This is a genomic window from Streptomyces hokutonensis, assembly GCF_042751305.1.
GTDB classification, from domain to species: domain Bacteria; phylum Actinomycetota; class Actinomycetes; order Streptomycetales; family Streptomycetaceae; genus Streptomyces; species Streptomyces hokutonensis_A.
The window spans coordinates 243813-263697 of record NZ_JBHYWD010000013.1; the positions used below are offsets into that span (position 1 = coordinate 243813).

19 protein-coding genes and 2 pseudogenes are annotated in these 19885 nt (G+C 72.5%); 4 read left to right on the forward strand and 17 right to left on the reverse strand.

Annotated elements, in window-relative coordinates:
• Nucleotides 1-6 precede the first annotated feature (6 nt).
• On the forward strand, nt 7-2313 hold the full coding sequence (locus ACFXC1_RS31645; RefSeq protein WP_381248968.1) for a beta-xylosidase/alpha-l-arabinosidase: 2307 nt from the start codon (nt 7-9) through the stop codon (nt 2311-2313).
• A 13-nt stretch (nt 2314-2326) separates the two neighbouring features.
• Here ACFXC1_RS31645 and ACFXC1_RS31650 read toward each other — a convergent pair whose 3' ends face one another.
• From ACFXC1_RS31650 to tsaB, 6 genes are read right to left on the reverse strand one after another with little or no spacing between them, the layout of a single operon-like run.
• Entirely contained in the window at nt 2327-2719 is a 393-nt protein-coding gene (locus tag ACFXC1_RS31650; protein ID WP_381248970.1) for a type II toxin-antitoxin system VapC family toxin, read from the reverse strand.
• Complete coding sequence (locus ACFXC1_RS31655; protein ID WP_381248973.1) at nt 2716-2988, reverse strand: hypothetical protein; 273 nt, start codon at nt 2986-2988, stop codon at nt 2716-2718. Before ACFXC1_RS31655 ends, ACFXC1_RS31650 begins: the two co-directional genes overlap by 4 nt.
• 24 nt (nt 2989-3012) lie before the next feature.
• Complete coding sequence (locus ACFXC1_RS31660) at nt 3013-3267, reverse strand: hypothetical protein (RefSeq protein ID WP_381248975.1); 255 nt, start codon at nt 3265-3267, stop codon at nt 3013-3015.
• Nucleotides 3264-4355: a tRNA (adenosine(37)-N6)-threonylcarbamoyltransferase complex transferase subunit TsaD gene (tsaD, locus tag ACFXC1_RS31665; RefSeq protein ID WP_381248978.1), complete on the reverse strand. Its 1092-nt coding sequence runs from the start codon at nt 4353-4355 to the stop codon at nt 3264-3266. The genes ACFXC1_RS31660 and tsaD overlap by 4 nt, the downstream gene beginning before the upstream one ends.
• A complete protein-coding gene (gene rimI, locus ACFXC1_RS31670) occupies nt 4348-4842 on the reverse strand; it encodes a ribosomal protein S18-alanine N-acetyltransferase (protein ID WP_381249038.1) in 495 nt (164 codons plus the stop codon). The genes tsaD and rimI overlap by 8 nt, the downstream gene beginning before the upstream one ends.
• A 29-nt stretch (nt 4843-4871) precedes the next feature.
• Nucleotides 4872-5525, reverse strand: coding sequence for a tRNA (adenosine(37)-N6)-threonylcarbamoyltransferase complex dimerization subunit type 1 TsaB (tsaB, locus tag ACFXC1_RS31675; RefSeq protein ID WP_381248981.1), 654 nt, complete (start codon nt 5523-5525; stop codon nt 4872-4874).
• 120 nt (nt 5526-5645) lie between these two features.
• Here tsaB and ACFXC1_RS31680 point away from each other — a divergent pair, with 120 nt between their 5' ends.
• Nucleotides 5646-6203 (forward strand): hypothetical protein, encoded by a 558-nt coding sequence (locus tag ACFXC1_RS31680; protein ID WP_381248984.1) that lies wholly within the window; start codon nt 5646-5648, stop codon nt 6201-6203.
• 93 nt (nt 6204-6296) lie between these two features.
• Here the strand turns inward: ACFXC1_RS31680 and ACFXC1_RS31685 are convergent, their stop codons facing one another.
• The 7 genes from ACFXC1_RS31685 to ACFXC1_RS31715 form a co-directional block, all read right to left on the reverse strand.
• The gene (locus ACFXC1_RS31685) at nt 6297-6461 is read right to left on the reverse strand and encodes a hypothetical protein (protein ID WP_381248987.1); all 165 of its coding nucleotides are present in this window, start codon (nt 6459-6461) and stop codon (nt 6297-6299) included.
• 139 nt (nt 6462-6600) lie between these two features.
• Nucleotides 6601-7122, reverse strand: a complete 522-nt coding sequence (tsaE, locus tag ACFXC1_RS31690; RefSeq protein WP_093628653.1) for a tRNA (adenosine(37)-N6)-threonylcarbamoyltransferase complex ATPase subunit type 1 TsaE — start codon at nt 7120-7122, stop codon at nt 6601-6603.
• Nucleotides 7088-8326 carry an alpha/beta fold hydrolase gene (locus ACFXC1_RS31695; RefSeq protein WP_381248990.1) on the reverse strand — a complete coding sequence of 413 codons (1239 nt, stop codon included), beginning with the start codon at nt 8324-8326 and terminating at the stop codon, nt 7088-7090. Before ACFXC1_RS31695 ends, tsaE begins: the two co-directional genes overlap by 35 nt.
• On the reverse strand, nt 8323-9594 hold the full coding sequence (gene alr / locus ACFXC1_RS31700; protein ID WP_381248993.1) for an alanine racemase: 1272 nt from the start codon (nt 9592-9594) through the stop codon (nt 8323-8325). The genes ACFXC1_RS31695 and alr overlap by 4 nt, the downstream gene beginning before the upstream one ends.
• A gap of 46 nt (nt 9595-9640) precedes the next feature.
• Nucleotides 9641-10537: a L,D-transpeptidase family protein gene (locus tag ACFXC1_RS31705; RefSeq protein WP_381248996.1), complete on the reverse strand. Its 897-nt coding sequence runs from the start codon at nt 10535-10537 to the stop codon at nt 9641-9643.
• Nucleotides 10538-10633: 96 nt separating this feature from the next.
• Entirely contained in the window at nt 10634-12070 is a 1437-nt protein-coding gene (locus ACFXC1_RS31710) for an NAD(P)H-hydrate dehydratase (RefSeq protein WP_381248999.1), read from the reverse strand.
• 58 nt (nt 12071-12128) lie between these two features.
• Nucleotides 12129-12500 carry a holo-ACP synthase gene (locus ACFXC1_RS31715; RefSeq protein WP_381249002.1) on the reverse strand — a complete coding sequence of 124 codons (372 nt, stop codon included), beginning with the start codon at nt 12498-12500 and terminating at the stop codon, nt 12129-12131.
• Nucleotides 12501-12649: 149 nt separating this feature from the next.
• On the opposite strand from ACFXC1_RS31715, the gene ACFXC1_RS31720 reads away from it, so the two are divergent.
• Together ACFXC1_RS31720 and ACFXC1_RS31725 are read left to right on the forward strand one after the other, a co-directional pair.
• Nucleotides 12650-13909 carry a hypothetical protein gene (locus ACFXC1_RS31720; protein ID WP_381249005.1) on the forward strand — a complete coding sequence of 420 codons (1260 nt, stop codon included), beginning with the start codon at nt 12650-12652 and terminating at the stop codon, nt 13907-13909.
• Nucleotides 13910-14366: 457 nt separating this feature from the next.
• A pseudogene (locus ACFXC1_RS31725) lies at nt 14367-15273 on the forward strand (alpha/beta hydrolase).
• Nucleotides 15274-15286: 13 nt separating this feature from the next.
• Here ACFXC1_RS31725 and hutI read toward each other — a convergent pair.
• From hutI to ACFXC1_RS31745, 4 genes and pseudogenes are all read right to left on the reverse strand, one after another.
• Nucleotides 15287-16462, reverse strand: coding sequence for an imidazolonepropionase (gene hutI / locus ACFXC1_RS31730; protein ID WP_381249008.1), 1176 nt, complete (start codon nt 16460-16462; stop codon nt 15287-15289).
• Nucleotides 16463-16482: 20 nt separating this feature from the next.
• On the reverse strand, nt 16483-17841 hold the full coding sequence (locus tag ACFXC1_RS31735) for a formimidoylglutamate deiminase (protein ID WP_381249011.1): 1359 nt from the start codon (nt 17839-17841) through the stop codon (nt 16483-16485).
• The gene (locus ACFXC1_RS31740; protein WP_381249013.1) at nt 17838-19040 is read right to left on the reverse strand and encodes an allantoate amidohydrolase; all 1203 of its coding nucleotides are present in this window, start codon (nt 19038-19040) and stop codon (nt 17838-17840) included. Before ACFXC1_RS31740 ends, ACFXC1_RS31735 begins: the two co-directional genes overlap by 4 nt.
• A 209-nt stretch (nt 19041-19249) precedes the next feature.
• Nucleotides 19250-19885 (reverse strand): annotated as a pseudogene (locus tag ACFXC1_RS31745) (urocanate hydratase); the annotation flags it as partial.

Below are 19885 nucleotides of genomic sequence, written 5' to 3' on the forward strand. Positions count from 1 at the left end.
AGTTTCATGACCACCGCCCCCTGGCGCGACCCCGCCCTGCCCGCCGCCGCCCGCGTCGACGACCTGCTCGCCCGGATGACCCTGGAGGAGAAGTCCGCCCAGCTGTACGGCGTTTGGGTGGGTGCCGACACCGACGGCGACGGAGTCGCCCCGCTGCAAAGGGAGATGACCTCCGACTACGACTGGGACGAGCTGATCACAAAGGGTCTGGGGCAGCTGACCCGTTCCTTCGGTACGGCCCCGGTGGACCCGGAGTTGGGCGCGCAGGCGTTGGCCCGTGCGCAGCGCCGGATCGCGGCGGCCGGCCGGTTCGGCATTCCGGCCGTCGCCCACGAGGAGTGCCTCGCGGGGTTCACCGCGTGGGGTGCGACGGCGTACCCGGTGCCGCTGGCCTGGGGCGCGAGCTTCGACCCGGCGCTGGTCGAGGAGATGGCCCGGCACATCGGCGCCGACCTGCGCGCGGCAGGCGTCCACCAAGGGCTCGCCCCGGTCCTGGACGTCGTACGGGATCCGCGGTGGGGGCGGGTGGAGGAGACGATCGGGGAGGACCCGTATCTGGTGGGGACCATCGGTGCCGCCTATGTGCGGGGGCTCGAGTCGGCCGGGGTGGTCGCGACGCTGAAGCACTTCGCGGGGTACGCGTCCTCGGTGGGGGCGCGGAATCTGGCGCCGGTGCGGGCCGGGGTGCGGGAGTTCGCGGACGTGGTGCTGCCGCCGTTCGAGATGGCGTTGCGGGAGGGCGGCGCGCGGTCGGTGATGGCGGCGTACAACGAGACGGACGGCGTACCGGCGTCGGCGGACCCCGTGCTGCTGACCCGACTCCTGCGGGAGGACTGGCAGTTCACCGGGACGGTGGTCGCCGACTACTTCGGCATCGGTTTCCTGGAGACGCTGCACCGGGTGGCGGGCAGCCCGGCGGAGGCGGCGCACGCGGCGCTGGCGGCGGGGATCGACGTGGAGCTGCCGACGCTGAAGTGCTACGGGAAGCCGTTGGTGGAGGCGGTGCGGGCGGGGGGCGTACCGGAGTCGCTGATCGAGCGGGCCGCGCGCCGAGTGCTGTTGCAGAAGGCCGAGTTGGGACTCCTGGACGAGGACTGGGCGCCGGAGCCGACCGGCAGGATCGATCTCGACTCGGCGGCGAACCGCGCGCTGGCGCGCCAACTGGCCGAGGAGTCAGTGGTGTTGCTGGACAACCCGGACGGCGTACTGCCCCTCCCGCCGGACGCCCGGATCGCGGTCGTGGGCCCCAGGGCGGCCGACGCGCTGGCGATGCTCGGCTGCTACTCCTTCCCGTCCCACGTCGGCGTCCACCACCCCGAGGTGCCGATGGGCATCGAGATCCCCACCCTGCTGGAGTCGCTGCGGGCCGAACTCCCGGACGCCAAGGTGATGTTCGCGGAGGGGTGCGACGTGTCCGGCCCGGACACGGCCGGTTTCGAGGAGGCGGTCGCGCGGGCGTCCGAGGCGGATGTGTGCGTGGCGGTGCTGGGCGACCGGGCGGGCCTGTTCGGGCGCGGCACGTCGGGCGAGGGCTGTGATGTCGCCGACCTCCAACTGCCCGGTGTCCAGGCGGGCTTGCTGGACGCGCTCGTGTCGACGGGCGTCCCGGTGGTCCTGGTCCTCCTCACCGGCCGCCCCTACGCGCTGGGCCGTTGGCACGGACGCCTTGGCGCGGTGGTCCAGGCGTTCTTCCCGGGGGAGGAGGGCGGCCCGGCGGTGGCGGGAGTGCTGTCGGGCCGCGTCAATCCGTCGGGCCGCCTCCCGGTGAGCGTCCCGCACGTGCCGGGCGGCCAGCCGTGGACGTACCTCCAGCCCCCGCTGGGCCTGGCCGACGAGGTCAGCAGCCTCGACCCGACCCCGCTGTACGCCTTCGGCCACGGCCGCTCGTACACGACGTTCGCGTGGGAGCCCGCCGAACCAAGTCAGTCGGAGATCGACACGAACGGCTCCTACGACCTGACCCTCACCGTCCGCAACACCGGCGACCGGGCGGGAGCGGAGGTCGTCCAACTGTACCTGCACGACCCGGTGGCTTCGGTGACGCGCCCCGACGTCCGCCTGATCGCCTACCGGCGAGTGGAGTTGGACCCGGGCGAGGCGTCCCGGGTGACCTTCCACTTCCACGCCGATCTGTCGGCGTTCACCGACCGGTCGGGGCGGCGGGTGGTTGAACCGGGGGCGCTGGAGCTGAGGTTGGCGGCGTCCAGCGCGGAGGTACGGCACACTGCCCGGGTGACGCTGACGGGGCCGGAACGCGTACTGGGCACGGACCGGCGGCTGTTGTGCGAGACGGAGGTACGGGCAGAGGGATGAGACCCGGTGCGGCTCAGATCTTGATCACGTGGACTCCGGCACCGCACAGGTCCCGGAGGTCCTCGGGGTCGGAGGTCAGCACGGTGACGGGCGCGGGCGACGCCAGCGCTGTCGCGGCGACGATCGCGTCGAGCGCGTACTTGTGACCGTGCAGTCCGGCCGAGGCGAGGAGCTTGCTCGCCCGGCGGGCGATCGCCTCGCTGGGCGGGACGACGTTGACACGCGAGACGGCGTGGTCGAACCGGGCCTGGTGGGTCCTGGGGTCGCGCGCCTCTACGAGGGTCACGGAGCTGACGACCACGCGAATGTCCTCGGCCTCGGCCGCGACGAGCCACTCGGTGAGTTCCGGAGTGCGGCCGACGAGCTTGGAAAGGCCCTCGCAGTCGAGGACCAGCGTGCCGCTCACGCGGCGTCGGCCGAACCCGTCGAGCCGCCGCGCAGGAGGGCCCGTTTGGCCTCGACCCCGGCCGGATCCACCGGACCGTGGGCGGCTTCCGCGTCCTCGATCAATTCACGCAGCCGATCCCGCTCCAGCTGGCGCTGGATGAGTGCTTCCACGTAGGCGGACATGCCCCGCTTGCCGGTGCGCGCCTTGAGGGCGGCGATGGTGCCCTCGTGGAGCGACACCGACACCGGACGGACGGGGCCTTCACCGGGCAGGGGAGAATCAGCCATGACCCCATTTTAACAAAACTCTTGTTATTCGCCCACCGACTCGAACCGCCACCGATGCACCGCCCGCATGACCAACTCCCCCTCCGGCTCGGGAAGTTCGGGCAGCTCGGTGTCGTAGTCCGCGTCCCACCACGTGATGACGAGGACGCGGTCCTGGGGGGCGCGGAGGAGCTCCCGGCGCAGGGGCTCGGCCGACAGCCGTTGTGCCCGGGCCCAGGACAACAGCTCCTCGCCCCGCCCTTCGGCCGCCCTCGCCTCCCACATCAGTGCGACCGTCACGAGTACAGGTTCTCCTTGCTGACCTCGTGCACGTGGTCGTGGGAGTGGCCGGGGACGTGCGTCTCCGTGACCGGAAGCGACGAGTCCGCCGAGAGGTCCCAGTCCGAGGGGGCCCGGTTGCGGGCCACCATCTCCGCGCCGAGCGCGGCGACCATCGCGCCGTTGTCCGTGCACAGCTTCGGGCGCGGGACGCGGAGGCGGATGCCGGCGGCCTCGCAGCGCTCCGCCGCCAACGCCCGCAGCCGCGAGTTCGCGGCGACTCCGCCGCCGATCATCAGGTGGTCGACGCCCTGGTCCTTGCAGGCCCGTACGGCCTTGCGGGTGAGGACGTCGACGACGGCCTCCTGGAAGGACGCCGACACATCGCGCACCGGCACGTCCTCCCCGGCCGCCCGCTTCGCCTCGATCCAGCGGGCCACGGACGTCTTCAGCCCGGAGAAGGAGAAGTCGTACGCCGGGTCGCGCGGCCCGGTCAGCCCGCGCGGGAACGTGATCGCCGTGGGGTCGCCCTCCTTCGCGTACCGGTCGATGACCGGCCCGCCGGGGAAGCCGAGGTTCAGAACACGCGCGATCTTGTCGAAGGCCTCGCCCGCCGCGTCGTCGATCGTCGCGCCCAGCGGCCGTACGTCCGAGGTGATGTCCGAGGAGAGGAGGAGGGAGGAGTGGCCGCCGGACACCAGCAGGGCCATCGTCGGTTCCGGGAGTGCGCCGTGCTCCAGCTGGTCCACGCAGATGTGGGAGGCGAGGTGGTTCACGCCGTAGAGGGGCTTGCCGAGCGCGTAGGCGTACGCCTTCGCCGCCGAGACGCCGACCAGCAGCGCGCCCGCGAGCCCGGGGCCCGCCGTGACCGCGATGCCGTCGAGGTCGCTCGCGCTGACGCCCGCGTCCTTCAGGGCGCGCTGGATCGTGGGGACCATCGCCTCCAGGTGGGCGCGGGAGGCCACCTCCGGTACGACCCCGCCGAAGCGGGCGTGTTCGTCGACGCTGGACGCGACCGCGTCGGCGAGAAGGGTGTGGCCGCGGACGATGCCGACACCGGTCTCGTCGCAGGAGGTCTCGATGCCGAGGACGAGAGGTTCGTCAGCCATTGATCTCGGTTCCTTGTACGGAAGTTGACGGGTCGGTCAGGCGCATCACCAGGGCGTCGACGTTGCCCGGCTGGTAGTAGCCGCGCCGGAAGCCGATGGGCGCGAAGCCGAAGCGCTCATAGAGCTTCTGCGCGCGGACGTTGTCGACGCGGCATTCGAGCATGACCTCGGCGCACTCGAACTCGCTTGCCGCGCTGAGGAGTTCGGTCAGGAGGGTGGAGCCCAGGCCGGTGCCCCAGTGGTCGCGGGCGACTGCGATGGTCTGGATGTCGGCCTGGTCGCCGGTGGTGGCGAGGCCCGCGTAGCCGACGACCCGGACACCGCCCTCGTACTGTTCGCCGGTCACCTCCGCCACCAGGTACCGGCGGGTCGCCTCGGCGCCCCGCGCATGGGCCAGTTCGGACCAGAACATGCCCCGGGACCAGGCGTCCTCGGGGAAGAGGTCCTTCTCCAGTTCCAGCACGGGGTCGATGTCCCACCAGCGCATCTCGCGCAGCCGAGGGCTCGTGGATTCGGTCACTTGGGGGTGACCACCTTGTAGTTCTTGGGGACCTGGGCGTCGGGGCGGCGCAGATAGAGCGGCCGGGGCGCGGGGAGTTCGACGCCCGCCGCCAGTCGCTCGGCGGCCAGGGAGGCGAGTGCGGCGGCGGACACGTGCTCGGGCTCGTGGACGGCCGGGAAGGTGTCCGGGTAGAGCAGGGCGCCCGCGCCGACGGCGGGCACTCCCGCGACCCGGCCGGCGATGTCGGCGGGCCGGTCGACGGCCGGGTCGGTCACCCTCGTACGCGAGTCGGCGTAGCGCGCCCAGTAGACCTCCTTGCGGCGCGCGTCGGTGGCCACGACGAAGGGGCCGGCGAGGTCGGCGGCGTAGGCGAGGCCGTCCAGCGTGCACACACCGTGCACGGGCACGCCGAGCGCGAGCCCGAACGTGTCGGCGGTCATCAGTCCGACGCGCAGCCCGGTGTAGGGGCCGGGGCCGATGCCGACGACGATTCCGGTGACGGCGTCGAGCTTGAGTCCCGCGTCGGCGAGCACACGGTCGACGGCCGGGAGCAGCAGCTCACCGTGGCGGCGCGCGTCCACCTGACTCGACGAGGCGATGACGGCCTCGCCGTCGTGCAGGGCGACGGTGACTGCGGGAGTGGCGGTATCCAGAGCGAGCAAGAGCACGCAAACAGCCTACGGCTCCGGCGCCCCGGGCACGGCCGCCGCGGTCGGCCCGGCCCGACTGCTACCGTCACCTACAGTCACCGCACTTACTGGACATACAAGACACGGAGGTGGGCGCCGATGGCCGGCAGCAGCTCGGGAATCGTGGCCGGGCTCACCGTGGCGGCCGTCGCCACGGTCGGTTTCCTCGCCTATCAGGCGTCGGCGAGCGTCCCGGCCGGGCTGGGCAGTACGGCCCGCGCGAGCGCCCCGCCGGCGGTGGCCACCTCGAAGGCGCCCCGCGACAAGAAGAACCCCGCCGCGCTGCCCGCGGGCTCCGGCAAGGGCGAACGGGTCGTGTACTCGCTGGACGACGACCGGGTGTGGCTCGTCGCCGAGAACAACAAGGTCAACCGCACGTTCAAGGTCACCCCCGGCACGGTGGATCCGACCCTCGGCTCCTACTGGGTCACGTCCCGCTCGAACGCGGTCACCGGCACCGACGGCACCCCCATCCAGCACGTCGTCCGCTTCGCCAGCACGGACGGGCTCGCGATCGGCTTCAGCGCGGCGGTCAACGGCGCGACCCGGCAACCCGACTCCACGGTCAGGTCCGGCGGCATCCGCGAGTCGGTCGAGGACGGCACGGCGATGTGGGAGTTCGCGACGATCGGGCAGTCGGTGGTGGTGATCCACTAATCGGGGGCGCGCCCGGTAGGGGCGCGGGGCTGTATCGATCTGCGGCTCCGCCGCGCGGGCGCGACCAGCCCCCACCGGCCCGCGGACAGACGACTACGCAGCTTTACGCCGCTCAACCGGCGGAGCCACCGGCGCGCGGGGCGGCGTGCAGACCGCCTTCGCCGCCTCGCCCGCCGCCAACAACTCCCGCATGGACACCCCGGCGAACACATACGGCTGCGGGCGGTCCTGGTTCTCTGAAGCTGACGAAGCCGACATGGACGCCTCCTGGGACCTGGGGGCGGACGTAGTTAGGTAGACCTAACTACGAACTGGATACCATGTGACCACGCGCGAGACCCGAAACGCAACATCTTGCCGACACCTTGTCGGAACCCACCCGCCCCGCCCCGGGACGTCACGCGCCGAGCACGCCCAGTTCGACCGCGGCCCAGCGCTCACCGAGCCCGGTGACAGTGACGTGCCGTACCTCGTCCGTGGTGTCTCCGACGGCCCGGTGGATGACGACCGACAGGCGGTCGTCCGTCAGCTCCTCGACCTTGCCCTCGCCCCACTCCACGACGATCACCGACTCGGGCAGCGAGACGTCGAGGTCGAGGTCCTCCATGTCGTCGAGCCCGCCGCTCAGGCGGTACGCGTCGACGTGGACCAGCGGCGGTCCCTCCCCCAGCGAGGGGTGCACGCGGGCGATGACGAACGTCGGCGAGGTGACCGCGCCGCGCACGCCGAGCCCCTCCCCCAGTCCCCGGGTCAGCGTGGTCTTGCCGGCGCCGAGCTCCCCGGTCAGCATCACGAGGTCGCCCGCGCGCAGCAGTTTGGCCAGGCGGCGGCCCAACTCCCCCATCTGCTCGGGGGAGTTGACGGTGATCGAGACGGACAGGGGCTCAGCCGCGTCGTGCGGTGCTGCTGGTGCTTCCATAGCCACTTACGGTAGCCCCTGCGGGCACCGCGCCCGCGCGGGTGAGCAGGTCGGCGAGGCGGTCGGTGACCACTTCCGGGTGCTCCAGCATGACCAGGTGCCCGGCGTCCGGCACGAGCACCAGCTCGGCGTCCGGCAGCAGGTCGGCGATGGCCTCGCTGTGCTCACTGGGCGTGACGAGATCGCCGATCCCGGCCAGCACGAGCACCGGCATGTCCTTGAAGTGGGTGAGGGCCGCCGTCTTGTCGTGGTCGGTGAAGGCCGGGTAGAACTCGGCGACCACGTCGATGGGCGTGCCCTCGATCATCCGCTCGGCGAACCGCGCGACCGCCGGGTCGACGTCCCGCGACGCGAACGAGTACCGCTTGATGATCCCGGCGAACAGATCGGCGGTGGCCCGCCGCCCCCGCTCCACCAGCGCGGCCTGCTGTCCGAGCGCCTTCAGCACGCCGGGCAGCACCCGCCGTACCGCGTTGACGCCTGCGACGGGCAGCCCGAAGTTGACCTCGCCGAGCCGCCCGGAGGACGTACCGACGAAGGCGGTGGCCACGACCCGGTCGCGGATGAGGTCCGGGTACTGGTCGGCGAGCGCCATCACCGTCATGCCGCCCATGGAGTGCCCGACGAGCACGATCGGCCCCTCGGGCACGGCCGCGTCGAGCACGGCCTTCAGGTCTCGGCCCAACTGGTCGATGGTGAGCGGCATGTCGTCCTCGAGCTGCGCGACCCCGCGCGCGGAACGGCCGTGACTGCGCTGGTCCCAGTGCACTGTCCGGACGACCCCGCGCAGGGCCGCCCGCTGGTAGTGCCAGGAGTCCTGGTTGAGGCAGTAGCCGTGACTGAAGACGACGGTGACGGGGGCGGGCGCCTTGCGCCCGAAGAGCCGCCGCCGCTTGGGCGTGACGGCGACCTCCGGCTCGATGTCGTCGACCTCGTAGTACAGCTCGGTGCCGTCGTCGGCCCGCGCCGTGCCAGGGGTGCCGCGCAGCGAGCCGTACGGTCCCGTGGAGTCCAGGGCGAGCCGCGCCCGCTCGCGCATGCCGCGCCCGACGGTCATCCGCTCTATGGCGACACCGGCCGCGGCACCCGCGGCGATCACGCCTATCGCGGCGCCCGCGATGCCGGCCACCTTGCTCCAGTTGCCGGCCACCCCCGTGGCGGCGGAGGCGAGTTCGGCGACCGCCTCCGCACTGCTCTCGCTCACGTGCCGCTCCTCTTCCCGTCCCGGCCCTGCGCTGCGTCGTCCGACTCATACCCGGGGACGACCTGATCGACGACGAGGGCGACCTCGTCCTCCACGGGGACGTCCTCATTGACATAGACGCGGGGAACGCGCGTTCCGATGCGGGTCACGATCTCGTAGGCGATGGTGCCGGCCGCCTGTGCCCAGTCCTCGGCGGTGGGCTCGCCGCGGTCACCGGGGCCGAAGAGGACCGCCTCGGTCCCGGGCTCCGGCTCGTCCCCTCCGAGGTCTACGACGAACTGGTCCATGGCGACCCGCCCCGCGACCGTGCGCCATTTGCCGCCGACCAGCACCGGGCCGGTGCCGGAGGCGTGCCGGGGGATGCCGTCCGCGTAGCCGACGGGGATGAGGCCGAGGGTCGTCGTGCCCGGGGTGACGTAGTGATGGCCGTAGCTGACGCCGTGCCCGCCCGGCACCTGCTTCACCAGGGCGACGGACGCCTTCAGGGTCATCACCGGCCGCAGCCCGAAGTCGGCGGACGTGCCCACCTCCGGGCTGGGCGAGATGCCGTAGACGGCGATACCCGTGCGGACGAGGTCGAAGTGCGAGTCGGGGCGGGTGAGGGTGGCGGGCGAGTTGGCGATGTGGCGGACCTCGGGCCGTACGCCCTGGCCCTCCGCGTACGCGACCATCTCGCGGAAGAGGGCGAGTTGGGCGTCGACGGAGGGGTGCCCGGGTTCGTCGGCGCAGGCGAAGTGGGACCAGAGGCCGGTGACGCGGAGCAGGCCCTCGGCCTCCGCGCGCAGGGCCTCACCGACGAGTTCGGCCCAGTCGTCCCCGGGCTGGCAGCCGTTGCGCCCGAGTCCGGTGTCGGCCTTGAGCTGCACGCGCGCGGGGAGACCGGATTCACGGGCGGCCGCCACGACCTCCCGCAGCGCCCACATGCCGCTGAGCGACATGTCGAGGTCGGCCTCGATTGCTTCGCGCCACGGCCCGCCGGGCGTCCAGAGCCAGCACATGATCCGCACCCCGGCCGGCAGCCCGGCACGGGCCCGCAGATCGAGGGCCTCCTCGGGGGTGGCCGTACCGAGCCAGGTCGCCCCCGCCCCGACGGCCGCGCGGGCGCAGGGCACGGCGCCGTGGCCGTACGCGTCGGACTTCACGACGGCCATGAGGGCGGCGCCCGGCGCGAGGGCGCGCAGGGTCCGCACATTGGCCCGCAGGGAACCGAGGTCGATCTCGGCGCGGGCGCGCAGGGGCGCGGTCGGCGCAGGTGCTGTCTCGTTCATGACGCCCCCAGTGTCTCAGAGGGGACCGACAAGCCCGCAGGCCCGCCTAGTTCCCGGGCCTGCGGCCCCACACGTAGACGCGGTCGCCCTTCTTGAGGACGCTCCACAGTTTGCGGGCGTCGGCCAGTCGGAGGTTGACGCAGCCCCAGGAACCGGTGGTGGTGTAGATGCTGCCGTAGACGGCGTGGAAGGCGATGCCGCCGTCGAAGAACTGGGCATACGGCATGGGGCTGTTGTAGAGCGTCGACCAGTGGTTCTTGTGCTTCCAGTAGATCTTGTGCCAGCCGCCCCGGGTGACGTGTCCGGTGCGTCCGCTGCGCATCGGGACCGGTCCGAAGACGACCTTCTTGCCCTTCTGCACCCAGGTGAGCTGCCGGTCGAGATCGACACAGGCGACGCGGTACGAGCGGACGGGGCACTTACGGGCCGCGTTCGGGTTCTTCTTGGCGGCGAGGAACTGCATGCGCGCCCAGGTCACGGGTCCGGCGAAGCCGATCGCGGGCTTGATGCCCTGCTTCTTCTGGAAGGCCCTGATCGCCTTGCAGTCGGCGGCCGACTGCCGGCCGTCCACCTTCAGCTTCAACCACCGCTCCACGCCCCGCTGGTAGGGCCCGGTCTGCTTGCTGCACGAGACTTTCGCCACGGCGTCCCCGATCGGCACGTACTCGACGAGCGCGTACGTCCCCGGTGCCGCGTCCCTCGGCTCGACGCGGTCCTCCTCTGCGGTCGGCGTGTACACCTTCGGTGGGAGGGCCTGGTCGGGCGTGTCGATCTGCCAGGGCTGATACGGCCCCGGGGGCACGCCCGGGACGAGCTCGGTCTCGCCGGGCCCGGGCGCCGGTGCCGGCCCGTCGGCCCAGGCGGTCCCGGCCCCGACGGGGAGGGCGATCACCGCGGTGAGCAGCACCGCGATGCTTCTGTGCGCGATTCGTGTACTGATCATGCGATCAGAGAAACGCGGCGGTACGACAGCGGGCGGGTGCCGCGCGGAGGGGTCACCCTTATTGACGAGCGGGGGTGCCGCAGGTGCGGGAACGCTTCAGTCCCGCACGTCCCGCCACGCCGTCCGTACCGCCTCCGCCACGTCGTGCGCCCCCACCGGCGCTCCGTCCGCCGCCAGCCGCCCCGCGAGACCGTGCAGATAGGCCCCCACGCTGCCCGCGTCGAACGCCGGCAGCCCCGCCGCCAGCAACGAGCCCGCGAGCCCCGACAGCACGTCCCCGCTGCCCGCCGTGGCCAGCCAGCCGGTGCCCGTCGGATTGACCCGCACGGCACCGCCCCCGGAGTCGGCGACCAGCGTCGTCGAGCCCTTGAGGAGCACGGTCGCCCCGTACCGCCGCGCCAACTCCCGCACGGACGTGAGCCGGGCCGCCTCGACCTCCGCGCGCGGGACCCCCAGCAGCGCGGCGGCCTCCCCCGCGTGGGGGGTCATCAGCGTCGGCGCCGTACGCGCCCGTACGGCGTCCGGGTCGGCCAGCCGCAGCCCGTCCGCGTCGATGAGCACCGGCACGTCGGCCGTCACCACCTCCGCCACGGTCGCCGCGTCGTCGCCCGCCCCCGGCCCGACGACCCACGCCTGCACCCGCCCCGCCTTGTCCGGACCCCCGTCCGACACCAGGGTCTCCGGGAACCGCGCGATCACCGCGTCCGCGGCCGGACCGACGTACCGTACGGCCCCCGCGCCGCCCCGCAGCGCCCCCGCGACGGCGAGCACGGCCGCGCCCGGGTAGCGCCCGGACCCGGCGGCGATGCCCACGACCCCGCGCCGGTACTTGTCGCTCTCGGCGTCCGGCACCGGCAGCAGCGCCGCCACGTCCGCGTGCTGGAGGGCCTCCAGCTCGGGTTCGGGGGGCAGTTCGGCGCCGAGGCCGATGTCGACGAACCGTACGGAACCGGCGTACTCGCGCGCGGGGTCGATCAGCAGCCCCGGCTTGTGGGTGCCGAAGGTAACGGTGAGGTCGGCCCGGACCGCGGCGCCCAGCACCTCGCCGGTGTCCGCCTCGACACCGCTCGGGAGGTCTACGGCGACGACGACACCCCGGGAGTCCCCGGCGAGGGTCGCGAGCCGTGCGGCGTCCGGCCGCAGCCCGCCCCGGCCGCCGATCCCGACGATGCCGTCGACGACGAGGTCGGCGCGCAGGACCGGTTCCTCGGCGGCGTCCGGCGACACCGCACGACCGCCCGCGCGGAGCAGCGCCGCGAGCCCGCGCGCGTGGGTGCGGTCGGGCACGAGCAGCACCGCCGTGACGGCCGCCCCGCGCCGGGCCAGCCGTGCCCCGGCGTGGAGCGCGTCGCCGCCGTTGTCACCGCTGCCGACCAGCAGCGCGACCCGGCTGCCGTAGACCCGGCCCGTCAACTGGGCGCAGGCGACGGCCAGTCCGGCCGCGGCGCGCTGCATCAGCGCGCCCTCGGGAAGCCGTGCCATCAGCCGCCGTTCGGCGGCCCTTACCGTCTCCACGCTGTACGCAGTACGCATGCGGTCGAGTCTGCCCCGGAACGGGCACGGAACGCACCCGGGCGGACCGGGCTCCCCGTCACCCCTCCGCGATCACCACCGCCGAAGCAACCCCCGCGTCATGGCTCAACGACACGTGCCAGGAGCAGACGCCCAGTTCGGCCGCCCGCGCGGCGACCGTGCCCGTCACCCGCAGCCGGGGCCGCCCGCTGTCCTCGACGTAGACCTCGGCGTCCGTCCAGAGCAGCCCGGCCGGCGCGCCCAGCGACTTCGCCAGAGCCTCCTTCGCGGCGAAACGGGCGGCCAGGGAGGCGGCCCCCCGGCGCTCCCCGCTCGGCAGCAGCAACTCGCTGTCCAGGAAGAGGCGTCGGGCCAACCCGGGCGTACGCGCCAGCGACGCCGCGAACCGGTCGATCTCGGCCACGTCGATACCAACCCCGATGATGCTCATGCCGAGCACCCTACGGCGGCACCGGTCCTGCCCTTGTGGGCAGGTGGAGCGGTTTTCCGGCGCGGGTTAGTTGCCCCTGAGTACCTCGCGGGGGCGTCCGCTCAGCCTGTGGACAACGGAGATCGCGGCTCCAGGCCAGAGGTGAGGACGTGCCCGCCCGAGAAGAAGCCCGCGCGCGGGACGCCGTATCCCGGCGTGCCCCGCTGAGCGGACCCGCGGCGGACACCGCGCGGCCCGCGCACGAGTTGCTGTCGCTCCTGTCGAGCGCGGGCAACGCCAGCGTCGCGCGGATGCTCGGCCAGGAGGGGCGCCCCGCACCGGCCGTGCAGCGGGCGCCTGTGGTCCAGCGGAGCAAGCTGGTGAAGGGGAACATCTCGTTCACCAACGTGTCCCTCAAGTTCCCGGAATCGCAGGGCAAGGCCACCCGGGTGCTGGACCTCCTGTCCGTCAACACAGCGATCAAGTCCTTCCTCGACGGCCGGACCTGCCGGATCACGCTGGAGAAGCGGACGTCGCAGGCCCTTGCGGACGTCGTCGACAAGGGGGCCGACGGCGCCTTCGTGACGATGGCGGCCGCCGCCCCCAACATGCGCGACGAGGAGGATGCCTTCCGTAGCGTGCCCTTCCCGGTGCCGGGCCTTGAGGACAAGCCGCATCCCGACGGGTTCGCGTCGACGAACACCGACGCCGCCAAACAACCCGACCATGTGCTCGGCGTCATCCCAGGGAGCCCGCGGTACACGATCTACCGCGACCTCACCCTGGAGATGGCGGACCTGCTGCTGCGGGACGCCCGCAACAAGGCTCCGGACGCCCGGGAACAGGACGTCACCGACCTCATCGACCGCTTCCTCATGGACGTGGCCTCGATCGCCGCGACGAACGACAACCGCCTGCGCGGAATGCCCTTCCCGGGCAACAGCGAGGGCCAGGTGATCCGCCAGGACATCGCGGCCGTGTACAACGCCTACAAGTCCCGCCTCGCCGCCGACCTCTCGGAGGAACGGCAGCCCATCAAGCCGCTGTTCCCCCCGGAGAAGACCCCGCAGGCCGTCAAGGCCGACTTCAGCACCCTTGTGGGGCGCATCACCAAAGGCGCGTTCCGCGCGTGGAGCATCGACAACAGCGACTGGACGGGCCGGACCGGTCAGGCGGCGTCGAGGGCCGCGGTGATCTTGCGGATCATCTCGTTCATGGCGGGCCCGGGTCCGCCCTTCAGGCTCCGGACACCCTCTTCCACGGCGACGAGCACGGTGGCGCGGAAGTTGTCGGCCTCGGCCGGGTCCTGTTCCTTGAGCAGCGCCATGGTCGCGGTCAGGGCGGGCAGCACCCGGTCGGCGAGTTCGGCCGCGGACCTGCCGTCCAGGCCCTCGATCTTCGACTTCTCGGTGAGAACGTGGCCGACCTGACCGGTCGCGGAGAACAGCGCGATGCTGCCCCGGGTGGCGATCCGGTGCGGGGAGCCGGTGGCACCGGCGGCGACCAGCAGCGAGACGGCGCCGTACGCGGCGGTCCGCAGGGTCTGCTTGTCCTGGTCGGTGAGGGTGAGTTCGATGGCCATCATGGTGTGCTCCTCGTAGTCGCCGGAATCGGTGGGCTTTCCTTGTGGAGCAGAGCCTGCGCCCGGCCGGTTTCACCGCGGCCTCAGCACGCTTTCAACCCCGGTGTCGGGTGTCTGTCGGGACTGTCGTTCCGGTGTCGGGCGCCTGTCGGCACGGCCATGGAACGTCTCACTCACCGCACGTTCCATGACGATCGGAGAGACCGTGTCCGCCTCCTTTTCCCTGTCCGTCCCCGTCGCCACCGGCATCGCGCCGCCCCGATCTCGCCGACAGCACACTGCTGGACGTCGACCCGGACACGCAGATGTCCCTCGGCACCGTCGCCGTGGACAGCCTTAGCGACGTCACGTACGCGACCGTCGAACTGCCCGACGGGGCGCGGCGCGAGCTCAAGGCCGATGTCCTGCGGCCGGCCTGCGACGAACGGCTTCCGCTGGTCGTCCACCTCCCCGGGGGCGCGTTTCTCCGCTGCAACAAGGCGATGGCGTTCGAGGCGCGCCGGCATGTCGCCGAGTCCGGTTTCGTCGTCGCCAGTGTCGAGTACCGCGTCGCCCCTGATGGCGTCACCTTCCACGACTCCGTCCGCGATGTCCGCGCCGCCCTCGCGTATCTGCGGTCGCACGCCGACGAGTTCGGCATCGACCCCCGGCGCGGTCGCCCTGTGGGGCGAGTCGGCGGGCGGTCATCCGGCGGCGCTGACGGCTGTCTCGGACGGTCTGCCGGCGTTCTCCGACGCCTGGGAGCAGACCTCGCAGGGGCAGGTGCGGGCCGTGGTCGACGCCTACGGCAGCTCCGAACTCTCCGCCATCGCCGACGGCTTCGACGAGGCGGCCCAGCTGCACCACCGGCGGGAGGCCACACACTTCTCGGCGTATCTGGGCAGGCCGGGTGTGCCGTTCCCGGAGATCCCCGACGCGGTGCGGGCCGCGGACCCGGCGGCCCACGCGACCGCCTCGGCACCGCCGTTCCTGTTCCTGCACGGCAGCGAGGACATGCTCGTCTCGCCCTCGCAGACGCAGCATGTGCACCAGGCGCTGCGCGCCGCCGGGGCCGACAGCACCCGCTACGTCCTGAAGGGCACCAACCACGGAGACGTCGCGTTCCTCGGCGGCCCGAGCACGGGGCTGCCCTGGACCTCGGCCACCACGATGGGCGTCATCGCCGAGTTCCTGCACCGCCTGCTCTACGGGATCGACGCGACGGAGCGATGAGGTCCCGCCGTCGTCAGACGGTCCGCGTGCCCCGCCGCCACACCCCGCTGACCAGCGGCACGCCCGGCCGGTACGCCAGGTGCACATGGCTGGGCGCGTCCAGCAGGATCAGGTCGGCGCGGGCGCCCGGTGCGATCCGCCCCACGTCGTCCCGGCGCAGGGCCGCCGCTCCGCCCGCCGTGGCCGACCACACCGCCTCGTCCGGAGTCATCCCCATGTCACGCACCGCCAGCGCGACGCAGAAGGGCACGGAGGACGTGAAGGACGAGCCCGGGTTGCAGTCGGTGGACAGCGCGACGGTGACCCCGGCGTCCAGGAGCCGGCGCGCGTCCGGCCACTGGGCCCGCGTCGAGAACTCGGCGCCGGGCAGCAGGGTCGCGACGGTACGGCCGCTCGCCAGCGCGTCCACGTCCGCGTCGGTCAGGTGCGTGCAGTGGTCGGCGCTCGCCGCGTCGAGTTCTACGGCGAGCTGGACGCCGGGGCCGTAGGAGAGCTGGTTGGCGTGGATGCGCGGGTGCAGGCCCTTCGCCTTGCCGGCGCTCAGGATCGCGCGCGCCTGGTCGCCGTCGAAGGCGCCCTTCTCGCAGAAGACGTCGATCCAACGGGCGTACGGAGCACAGGCGTCGAGCATCTCGCCGGTCACCAGCGCCACATACGCGGCGGGGTCGTCGGCGAAGTCCGGGGAGACGATGTGCGCGCCGAGGTACGTCACCTCGTCGGTGTGCGCGGCGGCGATCCGCAGGGCGCGGGACTCGTCGGCGACCGTCAGGCCGTAACCGGACTTCGTCTCGAAGGTGGTGGTGCCCTGGCGGAGGGCCTCGTCGAGGTAGCGGGTGAGGTTCGCCTCCAGTTCCGCGTCGCTCGCGGCGCGCGTCGCCGCGACGGTCGTGCGGATGCCGCCCGCGCTGTAAGCACGCCCGGACATGCGGGCGTTGAACTCCTGCGTGCGGTCGCCCGCGAAGACGAGGTGCGAGTGGGAGTCCACGAAGCCCGGCAGGACCGCCCTCCCACCGGCGTCGACCCGATTGTCAGTGGCGGGTGCTTTGCTTGTTTCACCGGTCCACGCGACGCGGTCGCCGTCGATGACGACGGCCGCGCCCTGGATCAGACCGAGGGGGGATCCGTCACCGAGGGAGGGGTCGTTGGTGACCAGCGTGGCGATGTTGGTGATGACGGTGCTGCTGCTCATCGTGTCCTCGTGGGTGGTTGTCAGGCCCGCAGGGCTTCGACTGCCTGCGCGAGCGCTTGCGGCACATCCGGTACGAGCGCGTGCGCTCCGTCGCGTACGACGTGCCGGCCGCCTACGACGGTGTGCCGTACGTCCGCTGCCGTCGCCGCGAATACGGCCGTCTCGGCGCCGAGCCTGGGCACCGGCCCCGCTGTCCTGACCGAGTCGAGCGCGATGGTCGTGAAGTCGGCGAGGGCGCCTGCCGTGATGCTGCCCGCCTCGTCCCAGCCGAGAGCCGCGTGGCCGTCGGCGGAGGCCGCGCGGAGCAGGGCGGCCGCCGTCCAGTGACCCCGGGTGCGGGTGCGCAGGCGCTCGTTCAGCTCCATCGCGCGGGCCTCTTCGAGGAGGTCGATGACGGCGTGGCTGTCGGAGCCGAGGGAGAGCGGTGAGCCGGCTCGCTGGAGGGCCACGGCGGGGCCGATTCCGTCGGCGAGGTCGCGTTCGGTCGTCGGGCACATGCAGGTGCCGGTGCCCGAGCGCCCCAGCAGCGCGATGTCCTCGTCCGTGAGGTGCGTGTTGTGGACGCCGGTGGTGCGCGGGCCCAACACGCCTTGATCAGCGAGGAGTTGCGTCGGCGTGCAGTCGTGGGCGGCGCGGCAGGCGTCGTTCTCGGCGGTCTGCTCGGAGAGATGCACATGGAGCGGGGCCCGCCGCTCCTCGGCCCAGCGGGCCACGGTCGCCAACTCCCGCGCGGGCACGGCCCGTACGGAGTGGATGGCGGCACCGATCCGCGCGTGATCCCGTTCCTTGAGAAGTGAACAGCGTTCCGCCCAGGCGTCCGCGCTTCCGTCGGAGAAGCGGAGCTGGTGGTGGTTGGGGGGCTGTCCGAAGCCGGAGGAGAGATAGGCGGTGTCGAGGAGGGTGATGCGGATGCCGGCTTCGGAGGCGGCGGCGATGAGCGCCTCACCCATGGCGTTGGGGTCGGCGTACGGGGTGCCGCCGTGGGCGTGGTGCACGTAGTGGAACTCGCCGACCGCCGTGATCCCGGCCAGCGCCATCTCGGCGTACACCGCGCGGGCCAGGTCGTGGTACGTGTCCGGGGTGAGCTGGTCGGCGAAGGAGTACATGAGCTCCCGCCAGGTCCAGAAGGTGCCGGAGCCCACCTGGACGGTACCGCGCAGGGCACGGTGGAAGGCGTGGCTGTGGGCGTTGGCCAGCCCGGGGAGGGTGAGTCCGCGCAGAATCTCGGCGCCGGGGGGCGGGGTGTCGACCTCGGTACGGACGGCGGTGATCCGTCCGTCACTCACCTCCAGGGCGACGCCCGGCTCGACGTTGGTGTCGAGCCAGGCGTGTTCCAGCCAGTACGTCCGCGTGGTGGGGTGCGTGGTGGGGTGCGTCACCTGCGGGCCAGCCCTTCCAGTACGTCGGCGAGTGCGGTCACCCCGGCCACGCAGTCGTCCTCGGCCGCGAACTCGGCCGGGGAGTGCGAGACGCCCGTGGGGTTGCGCACGAACAGCATGGCGGTCGGGATGCTCCCGGAGAGGATTCCGGCGTCGTGTCCGGCACCGGTGCCCAGGACGGGGACCCTGAGGTCGGTGTCCTTGCCCAGGACACGGGCGAGTTCGTCGCGCAGGGCGTGGTCGAACTCGACGACCGGGGTGAAGGACTCACGGACGATGTCGAGGTCGACGCCGTGCGCCTCCGCGTACTCGCGGGCCGCCTTCTCGACGCCGGTGACCACCGTGTCCAGGGTGTCCTGGTCGGCGGCGCGGGAGTCGAGCCAGCCGCGCACCAGGGAGGGGATCGCGTTGACGCCGTTCGGCTCGACGGCGATCTTCCCGAACGTGGCGACGGCACCGGCGAGTTGGGCCTCGCGGCGGGCGGCGAGCACGGTCTCGGCGTACGACAGCATGGGGTCCCGCCGGTCCACCAGCCGCGTCGTACCGGCGTGGTTGGCCTCACCCCGGAAGTCGAACCGCCACCTGCCGTGCGGCCAGATGGCGCTGGCGATGCCGACCCGGTCGCCGGACAGATCCAGCGCGCGGCCCTGCTCGACGTGGAGTTCGACGAACGCGCCGATACGGGCGAGCCGTTCGGGGTCGGGCCCGATGGCGTCGGCGTCGTAGCCCGCCGCCGCCATGGCCTGCGGCAGCGTGACCCCGTCCCCGTCGGTCAGCCGGTGCGCCTGCTCGACGGTGAGCGCGCCGGAGGTGAGGCGTGACCCGACACAGGCGAGCCCGAAGCGGGCGCCCTCCTCGTCACCGAAGTTGACGATGGCGAGCGGCCTGGTGAACTCCGCTCCCCTGCCGCGCAGTTCATCGAGCGCGGCGAAGGACGACACGACGCCGAGGGGACCGTCGAAGGCCCCACCGTCGGGTACCGAGTCGAGGTGCGACCCGGTGACGACGGCGTCCCCGGCCTCGGGGTCACCGAGCCAGGCCCACTGGTTCCCGTTGCGGTCGAGTTCGTAGGTCAGCCCACGGGACTCGGCCTGTGCCTTGAACCATTCCCGGCATTCGGCGTCGGCGGCGGTCCAGGCGTAGCGGCGGTAGCCGCCGGAGTCGGGGTGCCGGCCGATGGGGAGCAGCTGGCGCCACATCTCGTGGAAAGAGGGCGCGCTGTGGCTTGCCAGCTGGCTGTGACCCTCAGGCACCACAGGCCGTGGGCGGTCGTTCGGCGGGGCGATGGGGGTCCCCCCGCTCGAACGCAGTTGAGAGTGGGGGAGGGTGGGCACGGCCGGACCCGCACTCGGCGACGAGACGTCCGCCCCCACCGAAGAGTCGCCGCCCCGCTCATCTCCCGGAAGGGTCACGCCTCTCCACCCTCGCGCATCGGCACCCGCACGCCCCGCTCGTCGGCGGCCCGCTCCGCGATCTCGTAGCCGGCGTCGACGTGCCGGATGACGCCCATGCCGGGGTCGTTGGTCAGCACGCGGCGGATCTTCTCGCCGGCGAGAGCCGTGCCGTCGGCGACCGTCACCTGACCCGCGTGGATGGAGCGGCCCATACCGACGCCGCCGCCGTGGTGGATGGAGACCCAGGACGCGCCGGAGGCGACGTTCACCATGGCGTTGAGCAGCGGCCAGTCGGCGATCGCGTCGGAGCCGTCGAGCATGGCCTCGGTCTCACGGTAGGGGGAGGCGACGGAGCCTGCGTCGAGGTGGTCGCGGCCGATGGCCAGCGGGGCGGCCAGCTCACCGGACGCCACCATGTCGTTGAAGCGCTCGCCGGCCTTGTCGCGCTCGCCGTAGCCGAGCCAGCAGATCCGGGCGGGCAGGCCCTGGAAGTGGACGCGCTCACCGGCCAGCTTGATCCAGCGGTGCAGGGACTCGTTCTCCGGGAACAGCTCCAGGATCGCCTTGTCCGTCTTGTGGATGTCGGAGGCCTCGCCGGACAGGGCGGCCCAGCGGAAGGGGCCCTTGCCCTCGGAGAACAGGGGGCGGAT

Bases quoted from the DNA above. Each gene is read 5' to 3' on its own strand.
- ACFXC1_RS31685 (WP_381248987.1), bottom strand. From the start codon at position 6,461: ATGTCGGCTTCGTCAGCTTCAGAGAACCAGGACCGCCCGCAGCCGTAT.
- ACFXC1_RS31740 (WP_381249013.1), bottom strand. From the start codon at position 19,040: ATGTGGCGCCAGCTGCTCCCCATCGGCCGGCACCCCGACTCCGGCGGC.
- ACFXC1_RS31710 (WP_381248999.1), bottom strand. From the start codon at position 12,070: ATGCGTACTGCGTACAGCGTGGAGACGGTAAGGGCCGCCGAACGGCGG.
- ACFXC1_RS31715 (WP_381249002.1), bottom strand. From the start codon at position 12,500: ATGAGCATCATCGGGGTTGGTATCGACGTGGCCGAGATCGACCGGTTC.
- ACFXC1_RS31645 (WP_381248968.1), top strand. From the start codon at position 7: ATGACCACCGCCCCCTGGCGCGACCCCGCCCTGCCCGCCGCCGCCCGC.
- ACFXC1_RS31680 (WP_381248984.1), top strand. From the start codon at position 5,646: ATGGCCGGCAGCAGCTCGGGAATCGTGGCCGGGCTCACCGTGGCGGCC.
- ACFXC1_RS31705 (WP_381248996.1), bottom strand. From the start codon at position 10,537: ATGATCAGTACACGAATCGCGCACAGAAGCATCGCGGTGCTGCTCACC.
- rimI (WP_381249038.1), bottom strand. From the start codon at position 4,842: ATGCGCTGGTGGGACATCGACCCCGTGCTGGAACTGGAGAAGGACCTC.
- tsaE (WP_093628653.1), bottom strand. From the start codon at position 7,122: ATGGAAGCACCAGCAGCACCGCACGACGCGGCTGAGCCCCTGTCCGTC.
- ACFXC1_RS31655 (WP_381248973.1), bottom strand. From the start codon at position 2,988: ATGGCTGATTCTCCCCTGCCCGGTGAAGGCCCCGTCCGTCCGGTGTCG.
- tsaD (WP_381248978.1), bottom strand. From the start codon at position 4,355: ATGGCTGACGAACCTCTCGTCCTCGGCATCGAGACCTCCTGCGACGAG.
- alr (WP_381248993.1), bottom strand. From the start codon at position 9,594: ATGAACGAGACAGCACCTGCGCCGACCGCGCCCCTGCGCGCCCGCGCC.
- hutI (WP_381249008.1), bottom strand. From the start codon at position 16,462: ATGAGCAGCAGCACCGTCATCACCAACATCGCCACGCTGGTCACCAAC.